The organism is Bacillus benzoevorans, from assembly GCF_014207535.1.
Lineage (GTDB): Bacteria > Bacillota > Bacilli > Bacillales > Cytobacillaceae > Bacillus_BD > Bacillus_BD benzoevorans.
Genome location: NZ_JACHGK010000008.1, coordinates 56,806 through 76,723, shown reverse-complemented (window position 1 = coordinate 76,723; position 19,918 = coordinate 56,806). Strand labels below are relative to the sequence as shown.

Sequence of the window (19,918 nt, the reverse complement as noted above, 5' to 3'; positions counted from 1 at the left end):
CCCTTACATTTTATCTTTGGCTTAGCTTTCCTTTAGTTTCTACCCAACTTTTACTTTTACACTGATATCGAGTGCTTTTACAGTATGTGTTAAAAATCCAAGCGAAATCACATTTACCCTAGTATCGCTGTAACCCGCTAAATTTGACAAATTAATTCCACCGGATGCTTCTGTGACAATTTCCTGCGGCACAAGTCCGATCCAAGCCTTAATTTCATCAGGTGTGCGATTGTCAAACATAATCACATCAGCCTTTGCGGCCACGGCTTCACGTACTTGCTCCTCTGTCTCCACTTCCACTTCAATTTTCACCATATGTCCGAGTTGGGAACGGGCCTTTTCCACCGCGTTCGTAATGGATCCGGCGAAGGATATATGGTTATCTTTAATCATCACCGCATCGTAGAGCCCGAAACGATGATTAAACCCGCCCCCAACCGTAACCGCGTATTTTTCCAGCATCCGCAGACCCGGAGTGGTTTTTCGTGTATCTACAATTTTGGTATACGAGCTGTTCAACGTTTCAACTGCTTTTTTTGTCATGGTAGCAATTCCGCTCATCCGCTGCACAAGGTTAAGCACAACCCGTTCACCGGACAATAAACTGGATACATTCCCTTTTACCATGGCAAAGACTTGACCGATCTCAATGCTATCTCCGTCATGAACTTTCATGTCGACAACTGCATTCGAATCTAGAATGGCAAAACCAGTATGAATGACTTCTTCACCGCAAAACACTCCATTCTCTTTTGCGATAAAAACAATCTCACCTTTTTGTTCCTTGCCAAAAATTAATTCACTGGATACATCCCGTTCACCGATATCTTCCAGAAAGAATTGTTCCAGCAGCAGGCGTAATTTCACTTTGTTCAATACGATCACCCTTTAATTGTTGAATAATTTGTCTTTTCTCCCAGCCTGCATCCTCATTTGGATAATCCAATCGAAGATGCCCCCCACGGCTTTCCGTCCTTTTTAAGGCTGCCTTTGTGACAAGCCAAGAACAAATTAACATAAATACTTCATTTAATTCTTCTATCGATAAATCTTCAAGGTCTGCTTTTACCCATTGCGGGGCGGCAAAGCTTTTCAGAAAGTCTAATTGCTTTTCCAGATTTTCCTTCGTACGGGCAATTCCTGTCCGCTCCATCATCGTCGATTTTAACAGTTCGATATCGGGCAGCGCACGTTTTGGCGGTGCTGCTTTTACCTCGCTTAACCATCTTTCCGGCTTTTTCATTTGGGCAGAATTTTCGTTAATAAAATCAGCCAGCCTGTTGCCGAAATAAAGTCCTTCAAGCAGGGAATTGCTCGCTAATCGATTTGCACCATGTACACCCGTACATGCTGCTTCACCGATAGCATATAATCCCGGAATCGTAGTTTGTGCATTTAAATCAGTACGGATACCGCCCATGAGAAAATGACAGCCCGGGACAACAGGGATTCTGCCGCTAGCTAAATCAATTCCATGCTCTATACAAATGGAAGCTACTGTTGGGAATTTCTTCACAAAGTTATCTATCGTTGAAATATCGAGATAGACTGTATGCCCTTCTTTTAACGCTTTATAGATTTCTTGCGAAACGACATGCCGTGGCGATAGATCTTTGTATGGATGAAAACCTTCCATAAGGTAAGTTCCCTCTTCGGTGACTAACTTTGCCCCTTCCCCTCTCACTGCTTCGGAAGCAAGACCGACACCTTTCCCATTTGCCGAAATAAGGGTAGGGTGAAACTGAACGAATTCCATATCTGAAAGTTCAGCGCCCGCACGGTACGCAAGAGCAAGCCCGTCTCCGGTTACCGTTTCAGCACTGGAGGTAAAACTGTAAATCTGTCCAAGTCCCCCAGTAGCGATTACAATATGTTCGGCATAGGCCTGGATTGTATGACCGTCCAGACCTTTTACTTTAACCCCAACACATCTATTTTCTGAAATGATTAATTCATATACAGTCATATTTTCCATCACTGTCACATGATTGATTTGCGTTTGTAAAAAGTCAATCACGGTCTTTCCCGTTGCATCTCCGCCGCCGTGAATGATCCGTTTTTCACTATGAGCCCCCTCAAGCCCCAGCTTTATTTCCCCATTTTCATTGCGATCAAATGGGCAGCCCTCGTTGATCAGCTCTTTAATCAGTTCAGGTGCTTCTTTCGTCATCATGGCAACCGTTGCACTATTATTATGGTAGCGTCCCGCTTCCATCGTATCATGGTAGTGTTTCTCAGCATTATCACTATCCGAAAGCGCCACAGCAATTCCGCCTTGAGCAAGATAGGAATTGCTTACTGTTAGAGTTGACTTTGTGAATACAATCACATGTAAGTTACGACTTAACTTCTTCGCCAATTGTAAAGCAGCTATCCCGCTGCCGATAATGATGACATTCCCTCGCATTTACCTTCATCTACCTTCCCAAGTTAACAGGTGTCTTGACACATATATTTACATAGATTTAAACTATTGACAAGCATTTTTTATTATTTCCAATGGATTCACTATAATTTAAGATAATGATTGACACTAATTGGAAGTAATAAGCTAATAAGTGTAAATTGTAAATGTTACAAAATTGAGTCTATTATTAATACTTTAAACCTATCAATAAGTTTTTTTCAACACAATTATTTCTATTTTTTAAATTTCCCCATTATCCTTTGCCATAAACTTGCTAGGTCTATTATCTGGATGCTTCAGACATCCCGGAGTATAAACAGTATGACCCTATCAATATTTTGCAACAATAGTAAATAAAAGCAGGTGGAACGATTGAAATATTTTGATTATGCTGCTACGACCCCAATGGATCTGGAAGCAGCGCAAATTTATGTGAAAACCGCAACAGAATACTATGGCAATACAGGAAGTCTGCATGATGCTGGCAGTATCGCTAAGGACATTCTCGAGAATTGCCGCAGGGAATTGGCAAAAATGCTGGGGGTAGATTCTTCCGGTATCTATTTTACAAGCGGGGGTTCGGAAAGTAATTATCTCGGCATTCAGGCACTGCTGTCGTCGCAGAAGGCGAAGAATAAGCACCATATTATTTCGAGTCTTGCCGAGCATACTTCTATTCGCAGCACCTTGGAAATATTAGAGGAAAGAGGATATGAAGTGACTCTCCTTCCGTTCAATGAGGAAGGTCAGATTGATATCGCCATGCTGAAAGAAGCAACAAAGGAAAATACCGCATTAATTGCGATTCAACACGGCAATTCGGAAATCGGCACACTGCAGCCGATTGCAGAAATCGGAGAATGGTGCCGGGAAAAAGACATCTTGTTCCACTCGGATTCTGTTCATACATTTGGAAAAATTGATTTACACTCATTTGCCAACAAAGTGGACAGCTTCTCCATGTCGGCTCATAAATTTTACGGACCAAAAGGAATCGGGGTGGGCTATGTCAATCCAAAACTGGCATGGATGCCGCATTATCCGGGCACTACCCATGAAAACGGATTTCGCCCCGGCACACTAAATGTCCCGGCCATTGCTGCGATGACGATTGCAGCTCAGCAAATGACAGCCCGGCAAGAAGAAATCTATGCGCATACGGCACATTTACGACAGCTGTTCATTACTGCTTTAGCTGAAATAAAGGATCGAGTCACCATTTATAGCGCTAAAGGGGAGCAGCAATTACCGCATACACTTGCGATGAGAATACACGGGGTAGAAGGTCAGTGGGCGATGCTTGAATGCAACCGGCGCGGATACGCGATTTCAACAGGAAGCGCCTGCAGCACCGGTCTTAAAGCACCAGCCAAAACAATGACGGCAATGAATGTTCCGGACAAACCAGCCAAGGAAATGATACGAATTTCCTTCGGACGGGATACAAGTGAACAGGATGCTGCCGAGCTGGCAGGAATACTCGTTCAAATTGCCAAGGAAAGTATGCTATAGGGGGAAGCAGAGTGGATGGAAGAAAGAAAGTACTTGGGGAAGAAAGACGTGCATTGCTGCTTAAATTATTAAAGAATAGCCCAACACCTTTAACAGGGAGTGAACTGGCGGCAGAAGCCAATGTCTCAAGGCAGGTGGTAGTCGGTGATATGACCCTGTTAAAAGCAAGAAAAGAGCCGATTATCGCCACTAGCCAAGGCTATTTATATATGAAAAATGACTCTCCTGAGCCTGTTTTTGAGAAAATCATCGCTTGCTCGCACCCGTCTAATCGGACGGAAGAGGAACTCAATTTATTGGTTGATTACGGTGTAACCGTCAAAGATGTCAAAATTGTCCACCCTGTATACGGCGACTTAACCGCATCGGTACAGGTTTCAAACAGAAGCGAAGTAAAGCAATTTATTGAAAGAATCAAAAAGACAAAAGCAGCCTATTTATTAGAATTAACCAATGGTATTCACTTGCACACGATAAGTGCAGCATCAGAAAAGGCTCTTCAGGAAGCGGAGGAAGCTTTAAGAAAAGCAAACTTTCTTGTTGCCGGAAATTAAAAAGATGGAAGTTTCATAAGGCAGCTAAACCTTACGAGACTTCCATCTTTTATTTGGCCTGTATTTGATAATACGGGTAACTGCCTAATATATTCACATGGCAGTCAAGGGCTTCCAGTTCCGCAATCGCTCCTGGAATTAATACTTCGTCGATCGCTGTATCGATATCGATTAAAAAGAAATAATTGCCAAGACCTGTCTTTGTTGGTCTGGATTCAATTTTACTTAAATTCAATTTTCTCCAGGCAAAAGCAGATAATACTTGATGCAGAGCCCCTGAGCGGTCATCAGGCAGCGTCACCATCAAGGTTGTTTTTTGCCCTTTGTAGATTGGACTGTCAAGTGGCAGAGCCACTAACTTCTTTGATAAAACGATAAAGCGGGTGCGATTATAATTATAATCATGCACATCAGGCTGGGCAATAACCAGTCCATATTCTTTAGCCGCTAGTTCATTGGCAATCGCCCCAATCGCCTGATCAGGATTTTCTGCAACATACTGTGCTGCTGCAGCTGTAGATGTAATCGTATGTTTTGGGATTCCTTTTAGTTCCTGATGAAGAAACTTATGGCATTGGGCGATAGCGTGTGAATGGCTGTATACAGCCGTCAGACGCCCGCGCCAATTTTCTAATTGATTCGGATGTACCATAAAGTGCTGGCGTATGGGTGCTGAGATTTCTCCCCTAATTGGAAGATCTACCTCATGAATTAAATAATCCAGTGTGATGTTTACCGTACCTTCCAACGCATTTTCCAGCGGTACAACAGCAACCTCAATTTCATCATCAACCACCGCATCAATACAATCTGGTATCGTTGTATAGGGAATGGCCTCTCCCTCTGGAAATAAAGCACGGACTGCTAAATCAGTAAATGTAGCTCTTGGTCCTAAATAACCTGTCTTCACGCGTATTTGCTCCCTATAGTCTAATTTTTCGTATAACCATTACTTTATCATTTATTTTTCGCCATGTATATTGAAAAGTACCTCTAATCTGTTAAGACATCCTTAAGAAAAAAAGGCGCTGGTAAAGGCACGTGTGATCACGCACCTGAACCGAGCACCTCTATTTTTTCTACAAACTCCAGCCTTCTGAGTTGTTCGAGTAAATCCTCTATATCCATCTCGATACCTGCTGTATTAACGGATAAGGTGACATTCGCCCTTCCCTGGAGGGGGATCGTCTGATGGATGGTTAACACATTGCAGCCGGATGAAGCAACCATTTGCAAAAGCTGCGAAAGGGTACCAGAGCGATCCTCTAAATAAAAGAACAATGTAACGAGACGTTCCTTGACAATCGTGTGGAAAGGAAAGACCGTGTCACGGTATTTATAAAAGGCACTTCTGCTTAAATCGACACGCTGGACGGCATCCCAGACGGATTCCACTTTTCCCCTCTCAATCATTTCCTTTGCTTCAAGTGTTTTCTTCATCGCTTCTGTCAGGACATCTTCTCTGACTAAAAAAAACTTTTTGTTTGATTTATCATGCTTCTTATCCTGCTTCATTCTTCTCCCCCATTATGTTCGAAGGCTACTCAATAAACTCAAACTCGAATTCCAATAACTTAACCGTATCTCCATCTTTGGCTCCTTTTTCGCGCAGCGCCTCATCAACACCCATTCCGCGCAGCTGGCGGGCAAAGCGGCGTACAGACTCGTCTCTCGAAAAGTCTGTCATCTTAAACAGCTTTTCAACAGCATCCCCTGATAATATAAATTTCGCGTCAGGACCCCTGGTAATTTCGAATTCTTTCTGTTCTTTTTCATGTTTATAAAGTACATGGTGTGCCTCTTCGTCCTCTTCAGCCTGCAGTGGGAAATCCGGTGCGTCTTCCAGCATATCCGCAACGGCAAATAACAGTTCTCGCAGCCCCTTCCTCGTCAGAGCAGAAATTGGGAATATCGGGTGATCTTCCTTAAGCCTTTTCTTAAATTCCGCAAGATTTTCCTCCGCGTCCGGCATGTCCATTTTATTTGCGACAATAATCTGCGGTCTTTCTGTCAGCCGTAAATTATATTCTTCTAATTCACGATTAATCGTAACATAATCTTCATATGGATCGCGGCCTTCGATAGCGGACATATCAATCACATGAACAATCACTCTTGTACGTTCGATATGCCGTAAAAATTGATGCCCTAATCCAACACCTGAATGGGCACCTTCAATCAGACCCGGCAAATCAGCCATAACAAAGTCGCGTCCATCCTCCGTTTCTACCATACCTAAATTTGGCACAAGTGTAGTGAAGTGATATTCGGCAATTTTTGGTTTTGCTGATGAAACAACAGATAACAAAGTAGATTTACCGACACTAGGAAAACCAACAAGCCCGACATCAGCTAACAGTTTTAATTCGAGAATAACTTCCCGCTCTTGTCCCGGTTCACCATGCTCGGATAACTCAGGAGCCGGGTTTGCAGGTGTGGCAAATCGTGAGTTTCCTCGTCCGCCTCTTCCGCCTTTTGCAATAACGGCGCGCTGTCCGTGCTCGGTTAAATCTGCAATCACAGCATGCGTTTCGGCATCTGTAACTACCGTTCCCGGCGGTACCTTAACAATCATATCCTTCGCATTTTTTCCGTGCTGATTTTTAGACATGCCGTGCTCTCCGCGCGGTGCCTTAAAATGGCGGTTATAGCGGAAGTCCATTAAGGTACGCAGACCTTCCTCCACTTCAAAAATCACATCGGCGCCTTTACCGCCGTCACCGCCGGCAGGTCCGCCTTTCGGGACATATTTTTCACGGCGGAAAGCGACCATACCATTCCCGCCATCTCCGCCTTTAATATAAATTTTCGCTTGATCGACAAACATAAACTTTTTTCCTCCTGTTTACACAAAGCCTGTGTAAACGTTTTATTCTTTCATTTTTGTAACAAAGCATTCAAATGTAAAATCCCGCTCTGTGATTTCCAACTGTCTTTCTATTTGGCCAAAAGAAGCATTTGCAAGATAAGCTTCAATTTGCACGTTATTTACTATTATTCCACTAAAATCAAAAAAGAAACGAATTCCTTCGGGCTGCGGCTCAATGGATATCATTAAATGGTTATCGGCATACTGCTGTACGGCTTCATTTAAGCAGGCAAAAAACATCTCCATCCATTTTGACAGGGCTTTATCGTCCAGTCCGCCGCATTTTAAATCATTTACTACCTCGAATTCAAGCTGGAACGCTTGACTCTTCCAGTTATGAGTCAGCAGCATCGCAGTAAATTGCGGGATGCCCAAATTGGATAACTTTGTTTCATTTTGCGTCTCAATGACAATTTCTTCAATAATTCTGCGCGCATGGTCAATTTTATTTAAATCTATATTTCCTTTAATTAATTGCAGCTTGTTTAACCAGTCATGACGCACATGCCGAAGCATAGCGACCGTATCCCAATCCTTTTTTATCATAAAATAATACTCCCACACAAATAATTAAAAGTCAGAAGACTACTTCTTGCTAGTATATCAAAAAAGTTTGATTGAGTATGTAATTTAGGGGAAAAAAATTGAGTTTTAGGCGGTTTGAGATGAGTATTCATCTATTTGTCATCATATTCAAAGGATACTGCCATGATTAGGAGCGATACATTTCAATTAAAAAGAAAACTCTAACCCATTCAGGTTAGAGTTTTCGAAACATCTTATGCTTCTTGTGCTGCAGGGTATACGCTAACTTGTTTGCGGTCACGTCCTAAACGCTCAAATTTAACAACGCCGTCAACTTTTGCGAATAGAGTGTCGTCACCACCACGACCAACGTTTACTCCTGGATAGATTTTCGTACCGCGTTGACGATAAAGAATGCTTCCGCCAGTTACGAATTGTCCATCTGCACGCTTAGCGCCTAAACGCTTAGCGATAGAGTCACGTCCGTTCTTTGTAGAACCTACCCCTTTTTTAGATGCGAAAAACTGAAGATCTAATTTTAGTAACATCAATTCCACCTCCTAGCTTTTAAAGGTTAATTGTATATGTTCACCATATTGCTCCTCAATTGTCTGTAAGGAAACAACCATTCCTTCAAGAAGGATTTGAATCTTCTCTTGTGCGGACTCTGGAAGATTTTCCGGAATGACACATTTCAAGAAACCATCTTCGCCCTGCTCGATTTCAGGCGTTATCCCTGTTAATCCATGAATAGCATTGATCGTACCAAAGGATACGGCAGATGCCCCGGCACACACAATATCCTGACCATGGTCAGAAAAATAAGCATGTCCGCTCATGGTAAACGATTGAATGGAGCCCGTTTTTTTACGATTAATCGTAATGTTAATCATCGTAATGAACCTTACGCGTTGATTTTTTCAATCACAACTTTAGTGTATGGCTGACGATGACCTTGCTTTTTGTGGTAGTTTTTCTTTGCTTTATATTTGAAAACAATGATTTTTTTAGCTTTACCATTCTTTTCAACTTTCGCTGTAACAGTAGCTCCCTCAACCACTGGGCTTCCTACTTTTACATTTTCACCACCAACGAAAAGAACTTTATCAAAAGTAACTGTTTCGCCTGCTTCAGCATTTAGCTTTTCAATGTAGATTACTTGACCTTCTTCTACTTTTACTTGCTTACCGCCTGTTTCGATAATTGCGTACATAACTGCACCTCCTTATAATCTAAGACTCGCCAATTGCAGGTGTTTTGCACATGCAAACACTTCAAAACCTGTTCTGAGCGGTTGTAGCACGGGTGCTACAAACATAACATGAAAATATTATCATACAGTGAAAGTCTCTGTCAATCATATTTTTCATTGGTTCAAACGCAGCTGCAGGATTTCATAGTATGGCTTCACATGGTTATTGCTTTGAAATTGGAGCGAAAATCCCAGAATTTCTTCCAGCCTCTTTTTATGAATGTTTTGTTCGCCGCAAAAAACCTTTACCACTTCTTCGGTTGTTTCAATTACGGCCTCAGTCACATCGCCATGGCGATATTCATATAATTCCCTTTCGAGACGGAAGGCGATGGTTTCAGCGCTGGGGATGCGTCCTGTGCCGTCACAAACCGGACATCTATCAAGCATCGACTCAGAAATAGACACCTTTGTCTTTTTGCGCGTGATTTGCAGGATTCCAAGTTCAGTAAAACCAAGCAGATTTGTCCTCCGCGGATCACTTTTCAATTCCGCAGCCATTTTCTTCAGTATCTGCATCCTTTCCTGCTCTGTTTTCATATCAATAAAATCGATTAAAATCATTCCGGCGAGATCACGGAGCCTGATTTGCCTTGCCGCTTCCTCTGCAGCCAGAAGGTTCGTTTTCAGAACCGTATCCGCTAAATCCTGTTTTCCGGAAAATTTCCCGGTATTCACATCGATAACCGTTAAGGCCTCTTCCTCATCAATGACTAGATAAGCCCCCTTATCAAGCCACACAATCCGCTTTAAGGACTTTTCAATTTCGCCCTCAAGCTGGTATGCGGAAAAAATGTTTTCCCTTCCCGTGTAAAGTCTAAGCGGCAGCTCAGGAAACTTATGCTGCAGTTTTTCCATCAGTTTGCGCTCATCGGTGATCACTTCCACCTGCTTATGCACCGCTTTAATCTCCTCAGATAATTGAGTAAGAAAAGGATCGCGTTCCAATACCTTTGCCGGTTTTTTCAATAAAGACACCTGGTGTTCAAGATGCTGATATTCCGCTCGTAATTCTTCCACTTCACGATAAAGTTCTTCCTCCGAAGCCCTGTCACTGGAGGTACGGAACAGCAGTCCCTCTTCCGGGCTTTTCATATCATATCCGTAATGGCGCCACTTTTCCCGAACTTCAGGCTGGAGGATTTTTTTGGAAACCGCCACATATCTCCCTTTCGGCATATAAATGACATGTTCTCCGGACAATTCAATCACACCGGTCAAACGCGGTCCTTTCGTTCCTGTTGCATCCTTTTCCACCTGAACAAGCAGCTTTTCCCCCTGATGGACAAAGGAGGAAATACTACGGCTGTCTTTCACAGCCTTTTCAACATTAGCCAACACAAATGAGACCAGTTTATCACGATGGATAAAGCCGTTTTTTCCTTCCCCTATTTCAACAAAGGCTGCATTCATCCCTGGAAGTACCTTTGTTACCACCCCGTAATAAATATTTCCGACAAGTGATACATGCTTCGGCTGGTTGACAAAAAGCCTTTCAAGCTTTTGTTCATCCAAAAGGGCATAACGCTTCTCCCGAGTCAAACTATTAATAATTAATTTCTTCAAGCTTAATTCCTCACTTTACCCAAAAAAGGAGTGGGAACTCTGAAGTTTCCACTCATAAATATTCTTATTTTATTATCGCTATTTAATAAGGATAAAGCAACTCCCCGATTTTTGCTGAAAGCATTTTTTCCGTAAAATAGGCATGAAGGATTTCATTTTCATCCAGCTGCACGGATTCATTATCGTCTTTTTCGATAATGATTAAATGCTTATAGCCGCGCTGAAATTTCTGCAAGACCCGAAGAATCGATTCATCCTCAGAAACATGGATCTGCTTTAATACCTGAAAATCGATTTTCTTCCCATAGTATCGTTCTAACAAAAAACGAACAAAAACAAAACGGCTTTGCTTCCATTCAAAATAAAGGGAAAAGGAAAGAAATGCAATAATCACCCACATATTTAAATTAAAGGGCTGCAATGCGATGACAAGGAGGGTGAATAGCAGCAAACCGATCGCTGATATTGCCATTGTACTGCGGTGGGCGAGCGGAAATGGTTCTTTCAAGCAGCGCCACAAATAGATCAGCTTTCCTCCATCCAGCGGCCAAATCGGCAGCAAATTAAAGATTAATACCATGATATTAAATTCGATAAACTTTTGATATAGCTCCGCTGGAATCCATGAAAACTGAAACAAAAGGAAGGATAGTCCCATCAACCATATATGCTGCAGGGGTCCGGCCAATATCACAATGGCTTCCTCCTTAATCGGCCGGTTTCCATGTTCATCCATCTCAGCGACCCCGCCGAATGGAAGGAGGGAAATCCGTTTTATCCGCCACGATAGAAAAGATGCGGCCACTGCATGTCCCAGCTCATGAATCATGACAATCATTAAAAATAAAGAAAGATCAATAAAATGCCCGGTTACAATTGCTAAAGCGATCATAAGCCAAAGTAATGGATGAATTCGAATATAGGACAACAATTGGAATGCCTTCATCAATTGGAATCACCCGGACTCGGCTGAATCACCTGGATTGGGTCAACAAACTTTTCTCCTTCTTTAATGGCAAAATAAAAGGAGCCATTAGCGCCATTTTCCGGTACGGTTGCTTTACCCACTTGGGTACCCGTTTCAACATATTCGTACAAGCCTACATCTATTTTACTTAAGTTGCCATACCACGATTCGCTTTTATCAGCATGCTGAATAACGACGGTATTGCCAAAGCCTTCCTTTTGCCCGACAAAGCGGACAAATCCTCCATTCATTGCCTCAACAGCCGCATCTTTACCGATTTCAATCGTGATTCTCTGCCCATTTTCGCCAAAATCCTCCAATATCTTTCCTGAAGCAGGCAAAGCATATTGTATTTCCTTCGTGTTTTTCCCTTCTTTACTGCTATCAGTGGAAGGCAGAAGTGCTAATTGTTCGCCAAAGGTATTTTCATACCACTTCGATACAGCCGCAAATTGAAAATCCTCTTCCATCGACTTAGTTACAAATTCTCTTGCCTGATCCAAGGCGGGTGTCTGATTACGAAACATAATCGCAATGATCAGGACGAGACAAACGGATGCCAACAGCTTAAAGATCCAGACTTCCTTACGAAACAGCGGATGGCCTTCTTCTTCGATTGGGCCGCTTTCATAGGATTCAAGTCTTTGAAACCCATATCGTTCTTCATCCTCGGTCCATGGCAGCTGGGTTTCGATCTGTTTTGTCATCCGCTCCCGATCTTTCTTTCGCCTTTCAATCCTTTTTCGAATATCATCCCTTCTTGAATGCATGATGATCCCCACCATTCTTTTCACCATAATAGTAGTACAAGTTTATGACTCAGAAGCTGGGAATATGACTGCATCTGGAGGGTCTGATATTTGATGGGTTCAAAGACAAAAAAACCAAGGAGTGAATGTCCTTGGTTTATTTACCGCCAAATAACCGCTTTAGTTTGGAAAATACGCCTCTTGGTGCCTCTTCTAATTGCTGAAGCGGTATCGATTCACCTAATATGCGTCTGGCAATATTGCGATAGGCAATGCTCGCCCGGCTGTTCGGATTAAAAGCGATCGGTACACCGTTGTTAGCCGCTTTAATGACTTCCTCGTCATCGGCAACGATTCCCAGCAATTCAATCGATAAATGGTTCGCCACATCATCGACACTCCACATATCGCCATCTTTCATCATATGGCTGCGGATGCGATTAATAATAAGCCGCGGCGGCTCAATATTCTCTTCTTTTTCCAATAAACCGATGATTCTATCGGCATCTCTTACTGCCGGAGCCTCCGGTGTTGTTACGACAATTGCTTTATCGGCACCGGCCACAGCATTTTTATAGCCCTGTTCAATCCCCGCAGGGCAGTCAATAAGAATATAATCATAATCTTGCTTTAGGCTGTCAATCAGCGCCTTCATTTGTTCGGGTGTTACCGAATTTTTATCACTTGTCTGTGCCGCCGGCAAGAGAAAAAGCAGGTCTTCAAATCGTTTATCCTTAACTAGTGCCTGATGTAATTTACATCTTCCTTCAACTACATCAACCAGATCATAGATAATACGATTTTCCAGTCCCATAACAACGTCAAGGTTACGCAAGCCTATGTCAGTATCCACCAAACATACACGTTTCCCCTGAAGTGCTAATGATGTTCCAATGTTGGCGGAGGTGGTTGTTTTTCCAACTCCTCCTTTCCCGGATGTTATGACGATTGCCTCTCCCATCCTAGAGTCCCCCTTCCAATTTCGTCAGATTCGGTCTGAGCTGCATCAATACTTGCAATCTATCGATAATAATTTGATTGTTTTCATCTATGTAAGCACATTCCATTTCCCGCTTTTCCTGTTCCTTCGTATAGTCAGGGTCAGGAGCACGGTTGATATAGTCGGCTATTCTCAGTTGAGAGGGCATCATCACAGCAGCTGCTATCACTGCTTGCTTATTTCCATTACAGCCGGCATGAGCAATTCCCCTTAAGGCACCCATCACATAGATATTTCCTCCTGCCATCACCGTGCCGCCCGGATTGACGTCGCCGATTAGCAAGAGATCACCCGGAACCTGGATCACCTGCCCGGAGCGAACAATCTTTGATAGGGAAACAACCTCTTGTTCCTGTTTCATTTTCGTGACTTCTTCTATCGTCATGACATTGGAATCAATACCATTCACAATAAAATTCTTTTTTTGTTTAATAATCTCCAAAATTTCTTCTTTTTGCTCTTCTGATAGAAACCGGTATCCCGCTTGAACCTTCACATTAATTAACTGATTGACCTCTTGGGTGCGGGCCGTTTCTGATAATTTCATTTGCAGCTCTCTTTTTAATTCATCATAAGAACAAAGATGATCCAAATGCAGCGTTAAGCCATCCTTCGTTCCTTTTATCGTAACATTTTGATTTTTTATCATTACAAGCAGTTCACCTCGATTAGAGCAACTATCTACCTTTTTATAAACGATATGAAAAAAATACCTTTTTTTACTTCAATTATTATACCATTTACTTATTTTTGCACCATATTTTTCAATATATCATAGAAAAACCGCTGTAATACTTCGACAAAAATCGTTCAAATTCCTTTTTCATCAAAATGTTTTATTTTTATCCATAAAATACTGCCAAATTCATCACTGAAAAATAAAAAAGGAAACGACCAAAGCCCTGCGCTTTAATCGTTTCTTAAAGCTTCCGCATAATTCTCTAAGTACTTTTTCAGCGGGAAAGCAATGATGATGATAAAGATCAAGTTCATTATTAAAGTTGGCCATAATCGCAAATTAACGTAATCAGAAAAGCTCATTTCTGTCAGTTGGATTAAAAAGTTCATCTCGTATACCCCTAGTTCTAAGAGGGTTACCCCAAATAAAGTAACGATGGAGGAAATAAAAATATTGGATTGCAGTATTTTCATCACCCAAGCGATGATATAGACAATTAATGGAATCATGAAAAGATAGATTCCGATAATTTCGGTGTATACGACATCAAAAAAAAGCCCGAAAAGAAAACCATACATGATCCCTTGCTTCCTGCCCACATAAATGGTGACAAAAAGGATAAGAATCAGTAAAAAATGCGGCACGATGATCCACTTGCCGTGAAAAAGATTGACCGGCCATAATTCAACAAACAAACTCTCCAGGAGAAAACAAAAGGTGATTAGGAGAGGAAGAAGAATTTTTTTCACTTTTCCTCCTCCTCTTTCCCGCCGATCATATCAAGTAATTCCGGCTGTGTCATTCCGCGTTTCACGACCATGACATGCTCAATATCATAAAAATCAGCACCCGGTTTCACATAAGCCATTTGCGTTAAGCCGTATTCATCCGGTACGACTTCCTCAACCGTGCCAATGATTAATTCAGCTGGAAATACTCCGCCTAAGCCGGATGTCTGGACAATTTGATCCTTTTCAATTTTCGCTTCGTATGGAATCCGTTTCAAGAGCAGCATTTTTTTCTTGCTGTCATAGCCTTCAATTTGACCATAATAGGGCTTTTCTCCGCCAAGAACTACTGCGGAAACCCGGTTCGATGCATCTGTTGAGCTTAAAAGCTGAACGGTTGAAGTAAATTGGCGGCTGTTTTTCACTTTGCCAATCATTCCTGTCGCGGTAATAACTGCCATATCACTCTTGATCCCGTCTGTCGAACCTTTGTTGATGATCAGAAGTTCATTCCAGCGATCAGGATTACGGCCAATAACCGTGGCTTGTGTCGGTTCAAAATCACTTAAGGCTTCTTTTTTATCTAATATTTCACGAAGTTCTTTGTTATCCTTTGTTAAGCTTTGCACCTTTGCTTCCAGTTGTGCTAATTCATTTAGCTTTGCTTTTAATTTTTTATTTTCTTCGTATGTATTTTGCAAGTCGCTGACATTTTCAAAAAAACCGGCAAAATAATGCGCCGGTCTTGACACAAGGGTTTGAACGAGGCCGGCAGAGTCCTTTATAAACTGCTCAGGCCACGTCAACTCTTTACGTTCTTTAAGCGAAAACCCTATTAATGCCACGAGAATAATTATGCTAACAAGCAAAACAATCAAGCGTTTGTTCAAAAAGAACTGTGGCATTCACTTACACCTCTATACTCTTCTTAGCGAGAATCTCGCGCTTTATTTTTAAACAAGTGGATATGATCAAGTGCTTTTCCCGTTCCAATTGCCACACAATCAAGCGGATTTTCGGCAATTAATACAGGCATTTTCGTTTCTTCGCTGATCACCTTATCCAAGTTGCGCAATAAAGCACCTCCACCGGTTAGAACAATCCCGCGGTCCATAATATCGGCCGCAAGTTCCGGAGGTGTTCTCTCCAATGTTTGTTTCACGGCATCGACAATCGAATAAACGGTATCACTTAATGCAGTTGATATTTCTTTCGCTGTAATTTCAATCGTTTTTGGCAGACCGGTTAACAAATCACGGCCGCGAATTTCCATATTTTCAATCCCATCGGCATCACCGGCTGATCCAACTTCCATTTTGATGATTTCTGAAGTCCGGTCTCCGATCATTAAATTATAAGTCTTACGGATATAGTTCACGATGGCATCATCCATTTCATCCCCGGCAATACGGATGGACTGGCTTGTGACAATCCCTCCAAGGGAAATGATCGCCACTTCTGTTGTTCCGCCGCCGATATCCACGACCATGCTTCCTGTCGGCTCCCAAACTGGCAGATTAGCACCAATGGCTGCCGCAAACGGCTCCTCAATTGTATAAGCATCGCGTGCACCCGCCTGACGCGTTGCATCAATAACGGCTCTTTCCTCAACGGCTGTAATGCCGGATGGGACACAAATCATGACATACGGTTTCCCAGAGAAAAGTCCTTTTGATTTTAATGCTTCATTTATGTAATATTTCATCATTGTTGCTGTTGTTTCGTAATCAGCAATTACTCCATCCTTCATTGGCCGGAGTGCCACAACATTTCCCGGTGTACGCCCAATCATATTTTTCGCATCATTACCAACCGCTACAATCGTTTTCGTGTCTTTTTGAATCGCTACTACAGAAGGTTCCCGTACAACGATCCCCTTTCCTTTCACATACACAAGTGTATTTGCAGTACCTAGATCTATTCCAAGATCTCTAGTGCCAAGTCCAAACATGGTCGTATCTCCCTTTCTCCAAACAAAATCCATCACTCTCAAGATATGGTCCATTTATCCTTAACTTTTCCGAATCGCCTATACTTGATTATTGTTAGTGAAATCCCGTCTTGTATGCACCAATTGTTAAAGTATATTTTTCAGGACAATTAACCTAAGACAAATGATATCCCCACCAAGGTTCTCAAAGCATTTCGAATAAAGAAAACCCATTCATTGAGGTTTCATTTTATTATTTTTTTAATGTGCTTTTTTCTCTCCGGCATTTTAACCCAGACGGTAATTTTGTTTCAAAAATTAGCAAAATTAAACAATAAACAGCAAAAAATCACAAACTATATTATAGACCAACCTGCGGGAAAATCATAGTGTTATAAATACCCTTTCTCCTTCAAACTGACAAATTTATTTTCGCCAATGATGAGATGGTCCAGCAGCTCAATGCCAATTATTTTACCGCATTCATTTAATCTTTTGGTCACTTCGATGTCCTCCCGGCTTGGCGACGGGTCCCCCGAGGGGTGATTATGAAGGCAAATCAGCGAAGCTGCCGAGCGGCGGATAGCTTGTTTGAATACTTCTCTTGGGTGTACGATTGAGGCGTTCAGGCTGCCGATGAAGATTGTTTGCTTATGCAGCACTTGATTCTTCGTATTCAAATAGAGGGCCACGAAATGTTCCTGGGTCAGAAATCTCATGTCATTCATCATATATTTGGCACCATCTTCAGGGGAACGGATGACATAACGGTCATCATAATTGAGGTTGGCAATACGCCGGCCGAGTTCGACAGAGGCTAATAATTGAACAGCTTTTGCCATTCCGATTCCTTTAATAGAGGTAATTTCATTGAGTGTGGCATCCTTTAACAGCCTCAGACCCTCAAAATGCGTCAGAAGGCGATTCGCCAGCTGCAGGACCGATTCATCCTTTGTCCCTGTCCGCAGCATCAGAGCAACGAGTTCATGATTTGCCAAACTTTCCGGACCATTTTGGATAAATCGTTCCCTTGGCCGTTCATCCTTTGGAAAATCCCGGATCATTAAAGATTCATTCTGTAACATCTTTTCCTCCCTTTCGCAGTGCGGGAGGCAGAAGAGGTTCAAACGGTATATCCCGCTTTGGCTAATTCCCTTACCGTTCTGGCCACAGGAAGACCGACCACAGCAAAATAATCTCCTTCAATTCCTTTCACAAGGAGACTGCCAAAGCCTTGAATACCATAGGCTCCCGCTTTATCAAACGGTTCACCGGTTTCAATATACCGATTGATCTCTTCATCTGACAACTCCCAAAACACTACATTTGTTTTCTCGAAAAATGCCGTTTCGTTTTCAGATGAAACAATGGCGACTCCGGTATAGACTGAATGGGTTTTTCCGGAAAGACTCTTCAGCATCGAAAAAGCCTCCTCGCGGCTGCTTGGCTTTCCTAACACATCGTTACCGATGGCGACAACCGTATCGGAACCAATGACATAGGAGTCAGGATATTCTTTGGCAACAGACCTTGCCTTTCTCAAGCCCAGCTCTGTCACGATTTTGTCAGGAGTCCATTCCGGCGGATAACTCTCATCTGCATCGCTGCTTACGGTCATAAAGGATACATGAAGATTTTCCAGAAGTTCTTTTCGGCGTGGAGATGACGAGGCTAAAATGAGGTTTTGCATTTTTTCACCTTTCCTTTGATTGAAGTTAGGAAGATACTCTTTTATGTTATCACGATTTCTATTGGGTAACAATGAAGTTTCTGGTACTTCTTAATAGAATTTACTATCCTGCAAAATTTATCCATGTCTGCTAATATCGCAGCATCCTGAGCTGAAGCTGCCGTTTAAAAAGAGGAACTTCTTAAACGGCAGTAATCCTGAACCCATGTTTCGCTTCAAACATTTTTCTATTTCAATATAATATTACAATTATTTCCTGGGAAAAGCAGCTCGTTATAACTCCTGATAAAGCGCGAGAAAGGCTAGTAAATGCTGCTGAACGGCTGTTTCTGTACCACTATCAAGTTTATCTTCATATTTCATGAACTGGGATGCTGCTGCAGTTGCTTCCGCATATAGTTGAACTATTTTCTCCGTTTTTAGATTATCCTTTTTTATCGCTGCAAGACTTTTCTCCTGCTTGGCAAAAGCCGCTTTATTTTCTGGAGATATCTTTGCATCTGCCCTCCCATCACTTAAGTTCACCGTCATCGTTTGAAATATCTGCGGAGCAATTTCCAGCAGTTTACTTTCTTCACCGCCAATCCCTTTGACTGTTTTTTCCCCAATTGTGATTTCCTTGGCGAATGTTTCAATTCCTCTTGCTCCCAGTTCCTGACTCAAAGTTTTTGCTTCAGCGATACTGTTTGAAACTCCGATAAAAAGGGCAAACTTCCCGCTCATACCTAGATTCTCCATATCCATTACCTGGGCGGGAATCCCCTTATTCCTCAGTTTAGACTGCTCTTCGTAAGCCGTTTCTTTTACAGAATAAATTCCCGCTTGGACAACAGAGGCGGTTATAGGCGGAAGTTCTATTTCACCGCTCCCCACTGCAGCTGCGGGCGGCTTTGGCTGTTCTTGCTGTAATACAGGCTCACTCCTTCTTGCAGCTCCTTCATCGGGCAAAACCATCTTCAGCATCGTTAAGCCAAAAATAGTGCCGAGAATAACGGCGCAAAGGATAATGAGAAAAATGGTTGTGACCCATTTCCGCTTCTCCGGGTTTAGCTTTTTCCCTTTGTTATGCATAAAAGGAAGTTTTTCAGGCCTCTGTTCCTTCTTCTTTGAACCTTCTTCTACCTTTTGTTCCAGTTTTCCCTCCTCAGCTTCTGTCGGAAGAATCCACTCAAAGGGCTCCTCTTCAACGGCTGCTTCTTTTGCAGCCGCTGATTCCAGCTCGATATGATTGGCTGCAGGGGACTGTGTACTAACTTGTTCCTTTGCTGGTTCTAGTACTGGTTCTTGTACTGGTTCTAGTACTGGTTCTAGTACTAGTTCTGGTACAGGTTCTGGTTTATTTTTCTTTTTCGGGCGTTCATTTCCATCTATTTTAATGGTGATCGTCCTTCCTTTTTGCGGCTTGTCCATTCACTTGCCCCCTTCCGGCTTCTCTCGTGGTTTCATCCTATCACAGGAGGCAAAAAAAATAACAAGACTTTTGTCGTCTT

22 protein-coding genes and 1 other annotated feature are annotated in these 19,918 nt (G+C 42.4%); of the genes, 2 read left to right on the top strand and 20 right to left on the bottom strand.

The window, feature by feature from the left end; translation table 11 throughout:
• Nucleotides 1-39 precede the first annotated feature (39 nt).
• Both nadC and nadB read right to left on the bottom strand, forming a co-directional pair.
• Nucleotides 40-876, bottom strand: coding sequence for a carboxylating nicotinate-nucleotide diphosphorylase (gene nadC, locus HNR53_RS12340; RefSeq protein WP_184526360.1), 837 nt, complete (start codon nt 874-876; stop codon nt 40-42).
• Nucleotides 818-2,407 carry an L-aspartate oxidase gene (gene nadB / locus HNR53_RS12335; RefSeq protein WP_184526358.1) on the bottom strand — a complete coding sequence of 530 codons (1,590 nt, stop codon included), beginning with the start codon at nt 2,405-2,407 and terminating at the stop codon, nt 818-820. The genes nadC and nadB overlap by 59 nt, the downstream gene beginning before the upstream one ends.
• Before the next feature lie 363 nt (nt 2,408-2,770).
• Between nadB and HNR53_RS12330 the strand changes: the two genes are divergently transcribed.
• Nucleotides 2,771-3,919: an IscS subfamily cysteine desulfurase gene (locus HNR53_RS12330; RefSeq protein WP_343065323.1), complete on the top strand. Its 1,149-nt coding sequence runs from the start codon at nt 2,771-2,773 to the stop codon at nt 3,917-3,919.
• An 11-nt stretch (nt 3,920-3,930) separates the two neighbouring features.
• Nucleotides 3,931-4,473, top strand: coding sequence for a 3H domain-containing protein (locus HNR53_RS12325; RefSeq protein ID WP_184526354.1), 543 nt, complete (start codon nt 3,931-3,933; stop codon nt 4,471-4,473).
• A gap of 49 nt (nt 4,474-4,522) precedes the next feature.
• On the opposite strand, the gene pheA is transcribed toward HNR53_RS12325, so the two are convergent.
• The 18 genes from pheA to HNR53_RS12235 all read right to left on the bottom strand — a co-directional run bounded on the left by pheA (nt 4,523) and on the right by HNR53_RS12235 (nt 19,838).
• The gene (gene pheA, locus HNR53_RS12320; RefSeq protein WP_184526353.1) at nt 4,523-5,383 is read right to left on the bottom strand and encodes a prephenate dehydratase; all 861 of its coding nucleotides are present in this window, start codon (nt 5,381-5,383) and stop codon (nt 4,523-4,525) included.
• 137 nt (nt 5,384-5,520) lie between these two features.
• Complete coding sequence (locus tag HNR53_RS12315) at nt 5,521-5,988, bottom strand: ACT domain-containing protein (RefSeq protein ID WP_184526352.1); 468 nt, start codon at nt 5,986-5,988, stop codon at nt 5,521-5,523.
• Nucleotides 5,989-6,013: 25 nt separating this feature from the next.
• A complete protein-coding gene (gene obgE, locus HNR53_RS12310; RefSeq protein ID WP_184526351.1) occupies nt 6,014-7,300 on the bottom strand; it encodes a GTPase ObgE in 1,287 nt (428 codons plus the stop codon).
• Nucleotides 7,301-7,342: 42 nt separating this feature from the next.
• Entirely contained in the window at nt 7,343-7,888 is a 546-nt protein-coding gene (locus tag HNR53_RS12305) for a sporulation initiation phosphotransferase B (RefSeq protein ID WP_221452316.1), read from the bottom strand.
• Between the two features lie 233 nt (nt 7,889-8,121).
• A complete protein-coding gene (rpmA, locus tag HNR53_RS12300) occupies nt 8,122-8,415 on the bottom strand; it encodes a 50S ribosomal protein L27 (RefSeq protein ID WP_184526348.1) in 294 nt (97 codons plus the stop codon).
• Nucleotides 8,416-8,427: 12 nt separating this feature from the next.
• Nucleotides 8,428-8,760: a ribosomal-processing cysteine protease Prp gene (locus tag HNR53_RS12295; RefSeq protein ID WP_184526346.1), complete on the bottom strand. Its 333-nt coding sequence runs from the start codon at nt 8,758-8,760 to the stop codon at nt 8,428-8,430.
• Between the two features lie 11 nt (nt 8,761-8,771).
• Nucleotides 8,772-9,080, bottom strand: coding sequence for a 50S ribosomal protein L21 (rplU, locus tag HNR53_RS12290; RefSeq protein ID WP_184526344.1), 309 nt, complete (start codon nt 9,078-9,080; stop codon nt 8,772-8,774).
• Between the two features lie 12 nt (nt 9,081-9,092).
• Nucleotides 9,093-9,173, bottom strand: a sequence feature (ribosomal protein L21 leader region).
• A gap of 60 nt (nt 9,174-9,233) precedes the next feature.
• The gene (locus tag HNR53_RS12285) at nt 9,234-10,685 is read right to left on the bottom strand and encodes an Rne/Rng family ribonuclease (protein WP_184526342.1); all 1,452 of its coding nucleotides are present in this window, start codon (nt 10,683-10,685) and stop codon (nt 9,234-9,236) included.
• An 82-nt stretch (nt 10,686-10,767) separates the two neighbouring features.
• Complete coding sequence (locus HNR53_RS12280) at nt 10,768-11,634, bottom strand: M50 family metallopeptidase (RefSeq protein WP_377802143.1); 867 nt, start codon at nt 11,632-11,634, stop codon at nt 10,768-10,770.
• Nucleotides 11,631-12,422, bottom strand: a complete 792-nt coding sequence (locus HNR53_RS12275; protein ID WP_184526337.1) for a M23 family metallopeptidase — start codon at nt 12,420-12,422, stop codon at nt 11,631-11,633. Before HNR53_RS12275 ends, HNR53_RS12280 begins: the two co-directional genes overlap by 4 nt.
• Before the next feature lie 136 nt (nt 12,423-12,558).
• Nucleotides 12,559-13,362, bottom strand: coding sequence for a septum site-determining protein MinD (gene minD / locus HNR53_RS12270; protein ID WP_184526336.1), 804 nt, complete (start codon nt 13,360-13,362; stop codon nt 12,559-12,561).
• A gap of 1 nt (nt 13,363) precedes the next feature.
• Nucleotides 13,364-14,050, bottom strand: a complete 687-nt coding sequence (gene minC, locus HNR53_RS12265) for a septum site-determining protein MinC (protein ID WP_184526334.1) — start codon at nt 14,048-14,050, stop codon at nt 13,364-13,366.
• A 260-nt stretch (nt 14,051-14,310) separates the two neighbouring features.
• On the bottom strand, nt 14,311-14,829 hold the full coding sequence (gene mreD, locus HNR53_RS12260) for a rod shape-determining protein MreD (RefSeq protein WP_184526332.1): 519 nt from the start codon (nt 14,827-14,829) through the stop codon (nt 14,311-14,313).
• The gene (gene mreC / locus HNR53_RS12255; RefSeq protein ID WP_184526329.1) at nt 14,826-15,713 is read right to left on the bottom strand and encodes a rod shape-determining protein MreC; all 888 of its coding nucleotides are present in this window, start codon (nt 15,711-15,713) and stop codon (nt 14,826-14,828) included. The genes mreD and mreC overlap by 4 nt, the downstream gene beginning before the upstream one ends.
• Nucleotides 15,714-15,736: 23 nt before the next feature.
• Nucleotides 15,737-16,759, bottom strand: coding sequence for a rod shape-determining protein (locus tag HNR53_RS12250; protein ID WP_184526327.1), 1,023 nt, complete (start codon nt 16,757-16,759; stop codon nt 15,737-15,739).
• 371 nt (nt 16,760-17,130) lie between these two features.
• Nucleotides 17,131-17,823: a RadC family protein gene (gene radC, locus HNR53_RS12245; protein ID WP_246439555.1), complete on the bottom strand. Its 693-nt coding sequence runs from the start codon at nt 17,821-17,823 to the stop codon at nt 17,131-17,133.
• A gap of 38 nt (nt 17,824-17,861) precedes the next feature.
• Nucleotides 17,862-18,428, bottom strand: a complete 567-nt coding sequence (locus tag HNR53_RS12240) for a Maf family protein (RefSeq protein WP_184526326.1) — start codon at nt 18,426-18,428, stop codon at nt 17,862-17,864.
• Between the two features lie 273 nt (nt 18,429-18,701).
• Complete coding sequence (locus tag HNR53_RS12235) at nt 18,702-19,838, bottom strand: SPOR domain-containing protein (RefSeq protein WP_184526324.1); 1,137 nt, start codon at nt 19,836-19,838, stop codon at nt 18,702-18,704.
• Nucleotides 19,839-19,918: the final 80 nt, after the last annotated feature.

Excerpts from the sequence above, each read along its gene's own strand:
- HNR53_RS12240 (WP_184526326.1), bottom strand. The coding sequence starts at position 18,428 with ATGCAAAACCTCATTTTAGCCTCGTCATCTCCACGCCGAAAAGAACTT.
- rpmA (WP_184526348.1), bottom strand. The coding sequence starts at position 8,415 with ATGTTACTAAAATTAGATCTTCAGTTTTTCGCATCTAAAAAAGGGGTA.
- minC (WP_184526334.1), bottom strand. The coding sequence starts at position 14,050 with ATGATAAAAAATCAAAATGTTACGATAAAAGGAACGAAGGATGGCTTA.
- mreC (WP_184526329.1), bottom strand. The coding sequence starts at position 15,713 with ATGCCACAGTTCTTTTTGAACAAACGCTTGATTGTTTTGCTTGTTAGC.
- minD (WP_184526336.1), bottom strand. The coding sequence starts at position 13,362 with ATGGGAGAGGCAATCGTCATAACATCCGGGAAAGGAGGAGTTGGAAAA.
- HNR53_RS12275 (WP_184526337.1), bottom strand. The coding sequence starts at position 12,422 with ATGCATTCAAGAAGGGATGATATTCGAAAAAGGATTGAAAGGCGAAAG.
- HNR53_RS12295 (WP_184526346.1), bottom strand. The coding sequence starts at position 8,760 with ATGATTAACATTACGATTAATCGTAAAAAAACGGGCTCCATTCAATCG.
- radC (WP_246439555.1), bottom strand. The coding sequence starts at position 17,823 with ATGTTACAGAATGAATCTTTAATGATCCGGGATTTTCCAAAGGATGAA.
- HNR53_RS12315 (WP_184526352.1), bottom strand. The coding sequence starts at position 5,988 with ATGAAGCAGGATAAGAAGCATGATAAATCAAACAAAAAGTTTTTTTTA.
- obgE (WP_184526351.1), bottom strand. The coding sequence starts at position 7,300 with ATGTTTGTCGATCAAGCGAAAATTTATATTAAAGGCGGAGATGGCGGG.
- HNR53_RS12305 (WP_221452316.1), bottom strand. The coding sequence starts at position 7,888 with ATGATAAAAAAGGATTGGGATACGGTCGCTATGCTTCGGCATGTGCGT.
- nadB (WP_184526358.1), bottom strand. The coding sequence starts at position 2,407 with ATGCGAGGGAATGTCATCATTATCGGCAGCGGGATAGCTGCTTTACAA.
- HNR53_RS12235 (WP_184526324.1), bottom strand. The coding sequence starts at position 19,838 with ATGGACAAGCCGCAAAAAGGAAGGACGATCACCATTAAAATAGATGGA.
- HNR53_RS12250 (WP_184526327.1), bottom strand. The coding sequence starts at position 16,759 with ATGTTTGGACTTGGCACTAGAGATCTTGGAATAGATCTAGGTACTGCA.
- rplU (WP_184526344.1), bottom strand. The coding sequence starts at position 9,080 with ATGTACGCAATTATCGAAACAGGCGGTAAGCAAGTAAAAGTAGAAGAA.